8 protein-coding genes and 1 pseudogene are annotated in these 15,185 nt (G+C 60.6%); all 9 read left to right on the forward strand.

The window, feature by feature from the left end:
- Nucleotides 1-108: 108 nt before the first annotated feature.
- The 9 genes and pseudogenes from D3D02_RS06725 (at nucleotide 109) to D3D02_RS06760 (ending at nucleotide 15,090) form a co-directional block, all read left to right on the forward strand.
- On the forward strand, nucleotides 109-3,663 hold the full coding sequence (locus tag D3D02_RS06725; protein ID WP_147435581.1) for a hypothetical protein: 3,555 nt from the start codon (nucleotides 109-111) through the stop codon (nucleotides 3,661-3,663).
- Nucleotides 3,663-3,977, forward strand: coding sequence for a hypothetical protein (locus D3D02_RS06730; protein WP_121569228.1), 315 nt, complete (start codon nucleotides 3,663-3,665; stop codon nucleotides 3,975-3,977). Before D3D02_RS06725 ends, D3D02_RS06730 begins: the two co-directional genes overlap by 1 nt.
- Nucleotides 3,974-4,342 carry a hypothetical protein gene (locus D3D02_RS06735; protein WP_121569229.1) on the forward strand — a complete coding sequence of 123 codons (369 nt, stop codon included), beginning with the start codon at nucleotides 3,974-3,976 and terminating at the stop codon, nucleotides 4,340-4,342. The genes D3D02_RS06730 and D3D02_RS06735 overlap by 4 nt, the downstream gene beginning before the upstream one ends.
- Entirely contained in the window at nucleotides 4,339-6,282 is a 1,944-nt protein-coding gene (locus D3D02_RS06740; RefSeq protein ID WP_121569230.1) for an ATP-binding protein, read from the forward strand. Before D3D02_RS06735 ends, D3D02_RS06740 begins: the two co-directional genes overlap by 4 nt.
- 483 nt (nucleotides 6,283-6,765) lie before the next feature.
- The gene (locus D3D02_RS06745; protein WP_121569231.1) at nucleotides 6,766-7,752 is read left to right on the forward strand and encodes a hypothetical protein; all 987 of its coding nucleotides are present in this window, start codon (nucleotides 6,766-6,768) and stop codon (nucleotides 7,750-7,752) included.
- A gap of 508 nt (nucleotides 7,753-8,260) precedes the next feature.
- Nucleotides 8,261-8,509, forward strand: a pseudogene (locus D3D02_RS21625) (type IV pilin); the annotation flags it as partial.
- Nucleotides 8,510-8,881: 372 nt separating this feature from the next.
- The gene (locus tag D3D02_RS21140; protein WP_233560597.1) at nucleotides 8,882-9,787 is read left to right on the forward strand and encodes a hypothetical protein; all 906 of its coding nucleotides are present in this window, start codon (nucleotides 8,882-8,884) and stop codon (nucleotides 9,785-9,787) included.
- Nucleotides 9,788-10,538: 751 nt separating this feature from the next.
- Nucleotides 10,539-11,054, forward strand: coding sequence for a hypothetical protein (locus D3D02_RS06755; protein ID WP_121569516.1), 516 nt, complete (start codon nucleotides 10,539-10,541; stop codon nucleotides 11,052-11,054).
- Between the two features lie 199 nt (nucleotides 11,055-11,253).
- On the forward strand, nucleotides 11,254-15,090 hold the full coding sequence (locus D3D02_RS06760; RefSeq protein ID WP_121569233.1) for an Eco57I restriction-modification methylase domain-containing protein: 3,837 nt from the start codon (nucleotides 11,254-11,256) through the stop codon (nucleotides 15,088-15,090).
- Nucleotides 15,091-15,185: the final 95 nt, after the last annotated feature.

Here is a 15,185-nt window from a genome sequence, read left to right on the forward strand (position 1 = left end):
CCGCGGGCGATATGAATTCCGGAAGTGTGCGCGCCGGCGCGGCAACCGCACGCCTGCGCGGGCGCTGAATTCACACGCGCTCGCTGCGCGTAACGGAGGTGTGTGCGCGTGAGCAGGCGAGTCGCGTCCGCGGTGCTCGCGTTCGTGCTCGCGCTTTCGCTCGTAGCGCCTGCGCTCGGCGGCGCACTCGCTGGCTCGGCTGCGGCCGCGCCCAGCGGAATGGTCACCGTCGCCGACTCGCAGATTACCCAGGAAGTCCCAGAAGGCGAGTCGATCCCGGTCTCGGCGGCTGACCTCGAAGGCTCTGTCCTCGCGTCGAGCGGCCACGCCGACTCGCTCGAAGTGATCGCGACGACGCCGGGACACGCTGATGAAGTGATGGGTACCGACGCGAACGTCGTTGGTGGCGGTCAGATGGCGCTGGTCTTCCGCGACAGTGCCGACCACGAGTCGCGGGAGATTGCCGTCGACGCCGGACTACTGCGAGAAGCACTCGGCTATACGCCCGAGACCGTCCGCGGGACGCACTCCTCGGGCGAGACCTGGCGCTCGGAAGCTCGCTATGAGGACGGCTCGCTCGTGATGACGATCGAGAGTTTCTCGTCGAACACAGTGACATTCTCCGGACAGGTCGACGTCTCACTGGCCGGCGCAACCAACGGCACGTCCGCACAGTGGTCGCTCTCAGACTACGACAGCGCCTCGGACGTGACGATAAATACGACGGGCGTCGAGAATACTGAAGTTGAGACTGTTTCAGCATCAGCCGTCGGAAATGGTGCGACAATTTCCGCGGACATCGCTGGGAATCGCGACCCTCCGAGTACGTCGGTCACATTCACCGGCTCGGGATTCACTCGATCAGACTCGGCATCAGCAAACGGCCTTTCTGACGGCCAATCATTCTCGCTGGATGTTGATGGCAACCTCGAACCGACCGGCCCCTACAATAGCGAGCCCGAGGTGACGTTCACCGGAGTCTCCTCTACGTCACAGTATAACGTCGTCTCTTCAGATGGCGATGGCAGCACCGGTGGGGGCAATGGCTTTGTCGGAGACTTGTACGGTGATCAGATAAAAACAGCCATCGAGTTCACGCCCGAAAAGAGCGGCCAGTTGACCGAAATATCCGTGCATATCTCTTCGGCCGAAGGATCGGACTACCTCTCCTCAGTTCCGGTTTATTTCGACAGCGGCGACGTCGACTCGTCTTACACTGATGGAACACAGGTTGCAACCTGGGATCCGCAGTGGTCAACCGGCACCCAGACGATAACGCTCGATTCGCCTCAGCAAGTGACTGCAGGAAACAAATATGAAATTTCCTTCGCCGTGGCGTCATCTGACGGTGACGGGACTAACGACAACTTGAACATTGGGACTGACGATAGCGCTTCGGAGACGCGATGGTACTCAACAGGTGCTGGGGCTCAAAATTATTGGGCAGACGTATCATATACCATCACGCAGGGCGTACAGAACCCCGGCGTTGACGTGGACGGAGACGGCACCGATGAAGCGTCCTATGCTGGAACTCTCTTAGAGGGAGAGACGGCGACAGCGCAACTTTCGGCCCTCTCAAACACGGACACGTCAGCCACTGTATCGACGGATGCCGGAACCGTCGATGTGACAGTCGATTGGACAGAACGACAGGGAGTCTACGACCCGTCGGTCGACATCGACGATGATGGAACTCACGAGGCATCTTACTCGGGGACACTATCGGAAGGCGAGGCGGTATCAAAAACCATCGACCCAGCCTCCGGAGACGACATATGGACTGTCTCAACAAACGGAGGAAACGTAGACGTATCGGCCGAAATGACCGAAACGACGGTTTCGGACGATCTCGCAATCGAACTTAACGGCAACACCACGCAACTCCACTCCGGCACGCTGGCCGACGGCGAGACCGTCCAGACCACGATCCCGAAGAGTCAGCTTCGTGAGGGATCGAACCAACTGAACGTTTCGCTCGCCGATGGCTCGCTCTCCGCTGACGCGCCGGCGATGCAAGCCGACATCGATCTCGCCCACGATGCATCCGACCAGATCGAGGTGAGCTACCAGACGAGTGCGTTCGAGGAGACCTACAACGTCTCTCATACGTACGCGGATGCGACCGCGGACGCACAGATGACGATCCCGTTCGCCTCCGAGCGGATCGTCGAGGTCGCCTCTCTGGAATATCGCATCGACGGCGGAACGTGGCAGTCCGTGAGTGCGCAGCACTACCGCCTCGATGGGACGACACTGGACGTCTATCTGAGTGACGCCTACGGTGGCGACATCCCGAGCGGTTCGACGGTGGACGTCCGAGCGACCGGTCGCCGGATCGACGTCGCGAACGGCGCGGTCACTGTGACCGAAGCCACCGCGCCCGGCGACGAACTCGACACGCAACTCCGGATCGATTCGCGATCGCCCGGCTTCCACGTCAACGTCGGGCCGACCGCGAACGGTGAACGGATCCACCACGCGACGTCGAGTGACTACCCAACCACGGACTACGCGATCATCGAAGCAGACGGCGACCAGAAGCTCTATCTCCCGAACTCCAAGACGGGCGATCACTTCCGCGTCAACTACATCCAGACGATGGCGATGCCCGAGAAGGGCGACGTGAAGATCACCGTCGAGAAGGCCGGCTCGGATCCAGAGCTGGACATCGACCCCGGACCGATGGGTGCCGGTGATCCGGTGACCTACAAATACTACCGGACGACGTCGGGCGTCGAGTACATCCTGAACTCGATCACGCAGGGCGTCGTGCGAGATTCCGACGTCGCGAACTCGCCCGCGATCTTCGAGGACGACGACTCCGACGAACTGCTGTCGATCTTCGCTGAGAGTGCCTCCACAACCGACGACGGTGGCGGAGCCGGCGTCTGGGACCGCGCCAGTAGTGCTGTGGGGTCGGTCCAGACGCCGTCGATGTCGGTCCCGAGTTGGCTCCCGATCGCTGGGGTCCTCCTGCTCGGTGGCGGCGCGGTCGTCGTGGTCTCACGCCGCGTCTTCGGTAGTAGTGAACCGCCGGCAGCACCCACGGAGGATCCGCGATCGCGGCCGGCTGGTTCGAGTAGCTCCTCGTCGTCAGGTGGGCTCGTCAGCCGACTCCTGCGCGGGAGCGGTGGACTGCTCGTGAGCGTTCTCACCGGGAGTGGCCGGCTGCTGGCGTGGATCACCCGTCGCGGTGGTCGTCTCGGACTCGGGCTCCTGAAACTCCTGAACAAGGCGCTGATGCGCGTGCTGGCGAACACGTACGCGGCCGTGCTCCTGGCGGTCGGGGGCTTCCTCTTCGCCGGCCAGCTGGGACTGGTGCCTGGCCGGGCTATCACGCTCGGGTCGGTGATCGGCCTCCTCGTCGCGACGCTGTGGGGGCTCCAGAAGCTCGGGATCTACTCGAACCGGCTGTTCCTGCTCATCGGCGGGCTGGTCTCTGTCGGCGCTGTCGAACTCCTCTCGCCGGGACTGCTCCAGCAGTTCGTCGGCCAACTCCCGATCGCCCTCCTGGCGATTCTCGGAACGTCGATCCTGGCGATCTGGTTCATCTTCGTCCGGCGGACGGAAGCCTCGACGCCGGAGACGGTCAACACCTTCTCGTTCCGAAGTGGAGGTGGCGGCAGCAGCGACGACGGTGATAACGGGGGCGAGCAGTAGTGCTGGCGCTCCTGATCGGTGACCTGCTGACCCGGACGCTGCAGTACCTCGGGATCGGCGGGCAGATCGGTGTGGTCGCGCTCCTGTTAGCCGTCGCGCTGTACGGCCGCAAACTGCTGTCTGTCGGGTCGGTGCTCCGGAACGCCATCGGCTACCTGATGGTCTTCGCCGTGCTGTTAGCCATCGTCCTCGCCGCTGGCTGGGGCCGCCTCAACGTCGCCCAGATCCTCAACGACACCCAGATGCTGTACGAGCACGGGAGCGACCTGGCCGCAAACGTCGACGTCGAGATGCTGCGGGGGCTGCTGCCGTGATCCGAGTCATCGCTGTCGGTGTCGTCGGCGCGATCGCGACCGGCACCGGGATGGCGCTGTACGAGCGAGACGCACTCCGGCCCGTCCTGGAGGCGCTCGGGATCGTGGGCGTGCCAGTCGCGCTCGGGCTTTTGATCCACCCGTTCGTGGGACTCACAGCAGCGCTCATCATCCTCGAAGCGCTGTACGAGGCGCACCAGTCTGGGATTCTGGCGGAGCGTGAGGAACAACTCCAGACGCTCTGGTACCGGCTCCGTGCTGACACCCGGCGGGGACGAGAGCAACTGCGCCAGCGGATCGATGCGTGGCTCGCTGCCCGTGGGGGAGACCAGACAGCCGCTGACGAGGAGCGTGAGTCGCTGTGAGTCGACAACAGCAGTGCGAGCAGGTCCTCCGAGAGGCGTTCGCTGACGACATCCGCGCGCTCGTCGACGAGTATCCGGAGACGCGCCGGCTGACGCTGGACTGGCAGCGGCTCGCTCGCTGGGAGATCGACGCCCTCGGAAGCGACGTCGAGTGCGACCTCGACGACGTCCGCGGGCTCGCCTCCGACGTGATCGCGCGTCCCGAGTCGCTGCGGGAGACTTTCGCGGACGCGCTCAACGACGTCGTCCCAACGGTCACGGAACGCGAGCGCCCGCTCGGGCAGGCCCACGTCGCCTTCGAGAACCTCCCGGAGAGTGCGACGTTCACCGTCGGCGGCTACTCACCCTCGGAACAGGCCGAGCGCTTGTTCGCGCTGGAGGGCCAGATCACGAAACGGACCGAAGTGAAGCCGCGTGTCGAGGAGGCAGTATTCGAGTGCCAGCGCTGCGGAACCCGGGCACGGATTCCACAGCCGCCGTTCGGGTCGATTCGCGAGCCGCAGGGCTGTCGGGGCTGCGACGACCCGAGTGCGTACTTTTTCCACAAGCGGAGTGAGTCGGAGTTCGAGGACTACCAGAAGATCCGCCTGCAGCAACCGCCCGAAGACGCCCGGGGCGACACGGAGAACATCGACGTCCACCTCGCGGACGACCTCACCGGAACCGACCGCGTCGAGTCCGGCGGTCGCGTCACCGTGATCGGGCGACACCGGCCGCTGTTCACCGGCGAAGTCGTCTTCGACGAATGCGTCATCGGCAACGAGGTCGTCCCCGACGAGCCGACGATCGCCGACTACCAGGACGAGCGGCACCAGCAGGCCGTCGAGGAGATCGGCGCGGCCGACGACCCGGTCTCGGTGCTGTGCGGGGCGTTCGCGCCGAACTTCGAGGCCGCAGGTGACCGTGACCAGCAAGTGATCGAAGCGCTCGTGCTGCAGCTGATCGGCGGCTGGACGCGGACGACTGACGACGGCGCCCATCACCGCGGTGAACCGCACGTCTTCCTGCTCGGTGATCCCGGCGTCGGGAAGACCGTGCTGGCGCGGGCCGCCTACGAGATCGCGCCGCGCGGCGCGTTCACTGACGGGACCGGCTCGTCGGCCGCAGGGCTCACTGCAGCGATCGAGAAGGACGATTTTAGTGATGGTCAGTGGTCGATCTCCGCGGGGACGCTGGTGCGGGCGCACGGCGGGCTCGCGGTCGTCGACGAACTCGACAAGGGCGACAACTCCGATCTGGACGCGCTGCACACGGCGCTCGAATCGCAGGAGGTCCACGTCAACAAGGCCGGGAAGCACGCCACGCTCCCGGCGGAGACGGCGCTTTTGGCGGCCGGGAACCCGACCGGCGGGCATTTCGACCCGACCAAGGAGTTCGCCGAGCAGGTCGGCTTTCAGTCGCCGCTGCTGTCGCGGTTCGATCTGATCCTGCGGATGCAGGCCCGCGAGCAGCGCGAGCTCATCGTCCGCGTCGCCGAGCAGATGATCAGCGCCCGGAAGGCCGCCGGGAAGCTGGCTCGTGGCGAGGAGCTGACCGACGAGGAGCGCGTCTTCGTCGAAGGCGAGTACGACAGCGACCAGCTGGCCGCCTACATCGCGCATGCCCAGGAGTATCGACCGGTCCCGAGAGGCGACGTCGAGGACGAGATGGCCCAGTGGTTCGCCGACCTGAAGACGTCGCTGCCGGAGCGCTATCAGGACGCGATGGGCGACAGCGAGTACGACGGGCCGCCGCTTCCCGTGACGGCGCGGAAGCTCGACGCGATGCAGCGCTTCGCAGAAGCGGCCGCCCGCGCGCGGCTGGATGATACGATTCGGATGTGTGACGTCGAGCGCGTGAAGCCGTTGATCGAGCGGTCCCTCGCCGACATCGGGATCGCGCCGGCGAACAACTCGGCGTTCGGTGCTGTTGAAGCGACAGCGTCGGAAGTCGGTCTGTGACCTTCGGGTGGCTGTCGTCCTACGAGTCCAGGGAGGATACTGCGCGTTTGTCCAGCGTGTGGACGGGGCCGACGAGTGATCTAACTCCACGCTGTCCGCTGTTTCTTGGAGTGGAGAGATATGGAGACGAGAGAGATCGGCAGCGCCCCGACAGGTGGGCGTTTGTGAGCGGAAACACCGCGGGAAATGGGGACTGCCCGCGGTGTGACGGAGACTCGGTAGTGGGTTGGGTAACGGGCAAAGCCCGCAGTCAGCGAGAGGGCCAACGATAACAAAAATCGTGCGCCGATATTCAGGCTCTGCACATTGACTGGAGTGACCCGTTCGCGGGTACTGGGCATTCGAAACCTCAGGAATAGTCCTATCGGTGAGGAGACTCGCCTGCTCACCAAGATACCTCTTCTCCCGGCCAGTACGGAGAAACACGCTCTTCGGGACGCGTTCGTCCGCAGGCTTTTGAGCCGTGGTGGGGTAACCCACAATATGACGTTCAGCGCGAGTTGGCACAACCTCCTCGAAAACGCGGAAGAGCTGCCGTCGGACGCGACACTCCTCACGCCGCTGTCTCGAAAGCCGTTCCGGATCACGGACGTCCAGGAACACCGCATCCTCATCAAGTACCGCGACGGCGACGACACGATCCCACTCCAACGCGAGCAGTTCGAGACGCTATACGGCCACGTCACCGATGGCTGGGGCGGCTTCAGTCTCGATAACCTGCCCTCGGACGCCGAACCTTACGCGACAGTCTTGAGTCTGCACCCGCGGTTCGAGATCGACGACCGAGAGGGAATGCTCGCGGAAACCGACACGCCGACGAGCTCCCCGTTAGTCGATGCCCACGAGGTCGAAACCGACGAGGACGACCGAGCCGAACCGGACATCTCCGTCTACGCCGATGCGCTGCTTCTCATCGACGCGCTCGAACGTCACGACCCGACGGACCTCGAAGGAATGGAAACGCCGGCACTGGTGAATCTGTACACGCTCCTCTCGGACGTCCAGCGGAACGCCAACGACCTCCGGCAGGACGTACGGAGCGTGCTGCTCGCCCGTCTCCACCACGACCAGCCCGTCTCCGGGCAGTACGGGTCGGTCCAGCGGACGTCCCGGCGCAACCGGACGCTGAAAGACGACGAAGAAGTACTGGAGACACTGACAGCGGCCGGGATCGACCGTGAGCGCGTGACCAGTGTGGACGCCAGCAAGGTCGACGACGCGCTCGAAGTGACGGAGCTCTCGGAGTCGGACGTCTACGAGATCGAAGAGAGCGAGTACGTGCGGAAGGCGGACGTCGACGACGAAAGCAAAGAGTCGCGCCTGCAAGGGCTGAAAGACCAACTGGCCGCCACCGACGAGGACACGGCAGACCTCCAGGCTGAAATCGAGGAGTTAGAACAGCGGATCGACGATCTCACGAGTTTCGACTCCGCGGCATCGTTCCATCCGACAGCAGGCGAGGAGTCGTAGCTGGGACTTGCTCAAGACAGTACAAGAGGAAGGATCTGATCGGGTTGTCCGGGTATTTTTCCACCCACAATAACAGATTGTGTTTATGCCAATTATGTCGACTGATGACTTCTCTTTGCATACCGATGATTGTGAACACGTAGAGGATGGGATGCCGATCTCAGACCTCCCTGATGAAGTCGAGTCAATAGACGATGTCGACTGTGAGTGCTGGAATGAGTTCGATTCGCTTGCAGAGTTCGAGTGAATACCGGCTGTCCTGGTTTGCAGACGGATTCTGACTGGTGAATAGACATCGGAGTGGTGAAACGTGTCGCCTTGTGGGGCGTCCGATGCCGCGCTCGAACGGACGTAAGAACGGCACGCTGGCCTGAGTTCATCCAGTAGTGGCTCACTAATTCACCGGACAATGTAGTCGAATTTCCCGCACGCAGCCGCTGAAAAGTATTATTCTTTGACAGCCTGCCCGCAACTCTCTAATCGTCTCAGTGCAATTTACTAAGCACGAGTGCCTCTACTCAATTTCCTTTTAGGATCAGCCTTTTCTGATGATCGAGGGGTATCTCCGGTAATTGGTGTCGTTCTGTTGGTGTCACTGACTGTTGTCTTGTCAGTTTCAGTTGGTGCATTCGGACTCGGGTACGTCGGTGGTCTCGATCGAAATGATCCATTGGCGTCGTTTCAACTGACTCAAGATGGGTCGACGGCTACCCTCTCATATACCAGTGGAGATCCACTTGATGGCGAAGACGTATATCTTGCCTCTGAATCAGCTGGCCAGTTAGGCAATTATGCCGGTACTGATGGGCAAGCCTGCAATAGGGCGATCGCCACAGTGTCTCCAGGGACAAAGTGCCAGATCTCTGGAGCACCGACCGGAGAAATATACGTTGTTTGGCGTTCGAATGGCCGTTCTGCTATTCTCTTTCAATCACGGATACTCGGTGATGGAGCAACACCAGTACCCACGCCAACCCCTCCTGCAACACCCACATCTACACCCACCTCAACACCGACTTCGACCCCGACAGCAACGCCGACCGCCACACCCACGCCGGCGCCAGATCCAGTGGTAAGTGGCTACACACTCCAGGATACGTCAGAGAATACGAACACCAATTACGAGTTGATGTACGATATCGACGAGACTGCGGACTTCGCTAACGTCGTAGTTACCTTCGATAACAGAAACAACAACTGGGGGGATACCACGAGTTCAACTACGGCAGAACGGGATACAATCACGTTCTCCCAGGGCGGTCAGATGGGTGCGACATACGATATCACGATCACGGTATTCGATACTGATGGCACGATCACGGATACTGTTCAGATAACTGATGTGGCAAATGGAGATTCCCAGTCGGCTGGCGATCTGACCGATAGTGACAGTCCGTCGTTTGCAGGGACCGTGGTCGATGATCTTGGTGGGAGCCAAGCGAACTACGAGGTGTCATATAACGTCTCGGATAGAGCGAATTTCGGATCGGTCAGAGTCAAATACACGAACCTCGACAGTAGTGGGGCCGATGCGACGTATTCCAGCTCTGATCCCCGACACAATATCGACGACTATGCAGAAGCGTTCTTTGGCAACACAGCTGGTGACAGCTACCGTATCCGCGTTGAACTCGTTGACACGGATGGCGTCGTCGTAGATGAACGTGTAGTTTCCGACGTGGCCGACGGTAGCTCCCCGTCTGGGAACGCTGACTTAACTCGGCCCAGTAGCCCCGCTCTATCAACATACTCTATCGCGGACACGACCAACAACAATAACGGCAGGTACACGTTACAATATCTGGTTTCAGGTCCGGATACGGACTTCTCGCAAGTTGAAGCAATCTTCTTGAACACCGATCGCTCGTGGGCAACGCAGACGAAATCCAGCTCGAACCCAGACGGGACGATACAGTACAATCAGGGCGGTGTCGGTGGAGATGAGTACAAGATTACGATTCGCGTCCTCGACAGTGATGGGATTGTAGTCGCCGAAGTGACGGAGACGGACACCGCGGACGGTACAAACCCGTGACCGAATGACATTCTGAAGAATCTGTCCGGCGTGTGGTCGCGACCGACGAGTGGTCTAACTCCACACTGTCTGTTGTTTCCTGGTGTGGAGAGATTTGGAGACAGGAACGATCGACAGCACCCACGACTATCGGCGCTTGTGAGCGGAAACACCGCGGGAAATGGGGACTGCCCGCGGTGAGACGGAGACTCGGTCAGTGGGTAGGTTGGGTAGCGGGCAAAGCCCGCAGTCAGCGAGAGGGCCAACGATAACAAAAATCGTGCGCCGATATTCAGGCTCTGCAGTCACACCCCCGAACCGGAATCGCACGGTATCGGGTGCACCGTCAAAGAAACAAAATTTACATTTCATCTACATACCATATCCGACGATGATCGTCAAACACGTAGAATGCGGAAATTGCGGACGTGTGATCTCGCCAACAATCCACAACGACAGTCAATGCTCGGCAAAAGAGGGCGGCACCGTCGTTATGATTGGAGGTACGTGGCGATGTATGGCGTGCGATGCCAAAATCTCGGGGAAGACGTCCTGTTCTGAATGCGGTTGGTCCACGAAGAACTGGGAAGACTACGGCCATCCCATCAAGATGGACGAAAGCGAACTCTGAGTCGCTCGCGGCAACTCTGCGCCATTTCACAGGTGTCTACGAGGTGACCAAGTGACGTCTCTACGCTCGATACAGGACGTTCGAGGGTAGTGATTGGATGGACGGGGGGAGTAATGGGTGTGCGGCCCCTCGTATGATGGAGTGGCTGACCTGATTACCGAATACGCCGAGTACGACGAGTTCGCCCGTGAGTACCATTCAGGGACCCTCGCCGACTACGATGTCTCGCTCGACGAAGCCAGAAGACGGGGACTTCTCGACGAGCAGCGGACCCAGAAATTGTGGCAGTTGTTAGGGCTTCTCGACTCCGAGGAACTGCTTATCCAACTGCCGGAATGGCTGGCCGAGAAGAAGGTCGAATCCACGAACAGAACTCCGCCCACGATGTTCGTTGGATACATCTCTAATCAGACTGAAGAGGCGGTTCTGTTCGAATCGTCGGCAGCGGCTCGGCCCCTGATGGAACGCGCACATAGAATACACTCGCTCGAAAGAGGGATCAGACACACAGAAGACGGTACCGACCGTCACGGGCAGCTGGTGGAGCGGCTTCGAGAGTACGAGCGGAAGTTTGAGGACCGTGATGAGCTACTCAGCCTCTCCGACGAGTGGCTTCCGAAAAGCCAACTCGGCACGGTTGTCCGGCGGCGTTCGTGACTCGGATCCCGGCTGCCACTTCGGGATCACTGTGCGAGGATCGCACACTCGTTCTGACGGGTGATTCGCTTGTGCAAAGAACACTCGTGAGCGGATCTATGCCTCCCTCGTTCCGGGCGTTCTCCGGAACGCGGTACGATGCCGAGGGCTAACGGTCACTTTCATTACAGCCTCGCGACAACCCTGGGTCATCTCACAGATGTCTACTCAGGGGTCACAAGCGGAATTCGACTTCTCTGCGTTCGATACGGAGGTCACACGAGAAGCGGAAGATCGGATTATCGAGGCGATCGCCGGAAGCATCGACCGGCTTCGCGAGCAGCTCGACGACGACACGCTCGACAAAACGTTCTCACGGGGATGGGGAGAGTACGTTCCCAAATCGAGATACACGACCGACCAACTGGACCCCGAGCCGCTGACGAAGAACCGCGTTATCGAGCCGATGCTCGATTCGCTCGGCTACGAGGACTACGGGTACGAGGCCGGGAGCTTCGCCACGGAGCGCGGTGAGCAGGCCGACTACGCGATCTCGCTGCGGGACATCGAAAGCGTGGATTCGAGTCGGCTGCTGATCGAAGCCGAGCCGCTGAAGAAACCGCTCGAAAACCGCGGGCACGGGCTCGACCAGGTGAAAAGCTGGCTGAGTCAGCGGGAGTTCGAGTCGGACTTCGGATTTGCGACCGACGGTCTGCGGTGGATCTTCGTCCGCTACGACCCGGACTCGTACACGCACAACATCATCGAGGACGTCGATCTGCGCCCGGTCTTTCTGACGCTTTTCGACAACGCGACGGGCGCGAATCGACCGCCGACCGAGGTCGTCACGGAAGCCGAACGTGAGCTGGTCGCGACGCTGCTTCGGACGTTCCAGTACGAGAATTTCGTCTCGATCATCGACGACGCGCGGGAGGTCATCAAAGAGAAGCAAGAGGAGATCACCGACGAGTTCTACGACGACTACATCCGCGTGGTCTTCGGCGTCCAGGAGGACACCGACGACCGGCGGGCGCGGAGTCTGATCGGTGACGGGATCGTGCCGCCCGAAGAGGCCGACGGCGACGAGGTGCGGCTGTTCGCCGTCGACCTGATGAATCGGCTGATCTTCGTGAAGTTCCTCGAAGACAAGCGGATCGTGCGCCCGGATCTGCTCGACGTGCTCACCGAGACCTACGAGGACGGGATCTACCCGCAGACGCTGTATAAGACGTTCTTCGATCCGCTGTTCTACGACGTCTTCAACGAGAAGCCGACGAATCGGGATCCGCAGGTCGCAGACCTCGACGTGTTCGAGGACATCCCGTACCTCAACGGCGGGCTGTTCCGTCCGGAACTGAACAGCGCGTCGGACCTCGACGAGCGCGACTTCAACGTTCGCGACAGCGTCCTGGAGTCGATCATCGACCTGCTCGAACGCTACCAGTTCTCGACGGACGGTGGCCCGACGGACATCGACCCGAGCGTGCTGGGCAACGTCTTCGAGAAGACGATCAACTACCTCACGGCGGATCCGGGCGACCAGAACGCCGACCTGGGCGCGTACTACACGCCGAAGGAGATCACGCGCTTCTCCGCGGAGGAGACCGTGCGGCCGGCGCTGATGGACCGCTTCAAGGAGTACCTGCTCGACGAGCGCGAGTGGCCCGAGCCGGAGGTCGACCAGTACGAGACGCTCTACGAGCTGATCGACGGCCTGCCGGGATCGAAGGACCTGGTCACGGCGCTTCTGAGCGAGATGGACGACTTCTACGTCGTCGACCCCGGAATGGGATCGGGGCACTTCCTCACCTCGGTCATCGAGGAGATCGTGAACGTCCGGCAGGCGCTGTGGTCGAAACGGGAGGAGCACCCGCGTCGGCACCGCCTCAAAAAGACGACCGTCCAGAACAACATCTACGGCGTCGACATAATGGAGCCCGCAGTCGAAATCGGGAAGCTTCGGCTGTGGCTGTCGATCATCTCCGAACTGCGGGAAGAGGACCTCGAAGAGCTGAACGTCGAAGAGATCGCGCTGCCAAACATCACGTTCAACGTCCGGCAGGGCAACACCCTGATCGGGTACGTCGGGTTCCCCGAGGAGACCGACGACGGACTGGCGACGTTCGAGCGCTGGAGCGAGGACAGCGTCCGGTCGCGCTACGAGGACGTGATCGAGCAGATCGAACTGCACGAGGAATTCAGTGCGTTCCCCGAGAAGTCGAAAGAGCACCGCGAGAAGGCGAACGAACTGCTCGAAAAGTATCGCGAGGAGTTGGATGACGACATTTTGGCGGACTTCCGGGCCGTCGTCGACGGTGTCACGGAAGACGACCTCGACGAGTACACGCCGTTTCACTGGGTGCTGGAGTTCGCGGAGGTGTACGTCGATGGCGGCTTCGACGTGATCATCGGGAACCCACCGTGGGACCGACTTCGAGCGACTCGCGACGACTTCTTTATGCGGTACGACGAGCAGTTCCACTCACTCCCACCGGCGGCAAAGGACGAGCGCCAAGAGGAACTGCTGGAAGACGAAGACATCGCAGACGCTTGGGAAGACTATCAACACGAAGTGGAAATCGCAACGAGGTACTTCCACGAATCGGACGCCTACACACTACAGGATCCGACTGTCGGCGGACAAAGCCAGAGCACGGAGAACGATCTGTCGTCGCTGTTCTTCGAGCGCGTCTTCGATCTGGCAAAGGACGGGGGATACGTCGGTCAGGTCCTTCCGGGGACGATTTTCAACGGGGCGTCAACGAAGGATCTCCGTGTTCACCTGCTCGACGAAACGTCGATTCAGTCGCTCATCACGTGGGAGAATCGGGACATCTTCGAGGCAGTCGACGGGCGCTACAACTTCGGGGTCGTCGCATTCAAGAACAGCGGGACCACCGACGAACTCCGCGGGATCTTCCAGCAGCACGGACTGGATATCATCTCGCAGTTCGAGGAGCGCGCATTGTCCATTCCACGGAAGGTGCTGCTCGAATACTCGCCAGAAGCACGGATCTTCCCGCAGCTGCGCAAACAGGAGGAAGTCGAGATCCTCGAAAAGATCGTCACCCATCCACCGATCCGGCAGGAACAAGGCGACGACTGGTTCGCGCAACCGTACCGAGAGCTGGACCGGACGAACGACCGGGATCGGTTCGTCGAAGACGAATCTGAGGGTGACTATCCGGTCTTAGGCGGCGGGAATATCTATCAGTTCAGTCACGATCCGTCGTTTGTCGATATCGACCCACCGGAATTCTGGAGCGTCAACGAAGATGTCGATCCTGAACTGAGCGCGAAGCAGCGAATCCGTGAGAAGAGCGTTCGGAATCTCAAGCGGGCGATCTATGACGAATTCGACGGGACGGGATCGCAGGTCAGCTTCGTGAATGATCTGTTGGAGGAATACCGTGGAGAGGGTCTTTCGGAATCTGACGTGCTGCTCGATTCCATGGAGTATAGAATTGTCTACCGAGACGTAACGAAGTTTACCAACGAGCGGACGATGATCGCGGCAGTGATTCCAGATGGCACTGTCTGTCACAATAAGCTCCACACAGTTAGGCCGTACACAATCGACCCCTCTGAAGAAGATCTGACGGATTCTCCACTCCACAGCGTCTACAAGAGAATATTCACAGACCGGGAATTATTCGTTGCGCTCGGGCTAATCAACAGCGTTCCCTTCGATTACTTGATGCGAACCAAGATCGACACAAGCATCGTGATGTACAAATTCAAAGAGTCGCAGGTCCCGCGTCTCACCGAGGGCGACGACTGGTTCGAGTACATCTGGCGACGAGCAGCGCGCCTCAATTGCTACGGAGAGGAGTTCGAGGAGATGCGCAATCGACTGGGCGGAATCGAGCCGGCGACCGATCCTGACGAGCGTGAGCGCGTACAGGCAGAACTGGACGCGGCTGCGTTCCACGCTTACGGGCTGGAGCGCGAGCAGACGAAGTTCGTGCTTGACGATTTTCACCAGGTGCAGAATCCGCGGCGGATGACAGACGAGTACTTCGAGTTGGTGCTGGAGAAGTACGACGAGCTGGCGTAGAAGGGACAGCCGCCTCTCTACCACCAGTAATGCACAAATCGACGCTATAACGGCTCCAAACTGCCGTATTCGACTCTCAAAGAAACTTATTTCAC

Origin of the sequence: Halobellus sp. Atlit-38R, from assembly GCF_003665925.1 — an archaeon.
Lineage (GTDB): Archaea > Halobacteriota > Halobacteria > Halobacteriales > Haloferacaceae > Haloquadratum > Haloquadratum inordinatus.

Excerpts from the sequence above, each read along its gene's own strand:
- D3D02_RS06745 (WP_121569231.1), top strand. The coding sequence starts at position 6,766 with ATGACGTTCAGCGCGAGTTGGCACAACCTCCTCGAAAACGCGGAAGAG.
- D3D02_RS21140 (WP_233560597.1), top strand. The coding sequence starts at position 8,882 with ATGTACGATATCGACGAGACTGCGGACTTCGCTAACGTCGTAGTTACC.
- D3D02_RS06760 (WP_121569233.1), top strand. The coding sequence starts at position 11,254 with ATGTCTACTCAGGGGTCACAAGCGGAATTCGACTTCTCTGCGTTCGAT.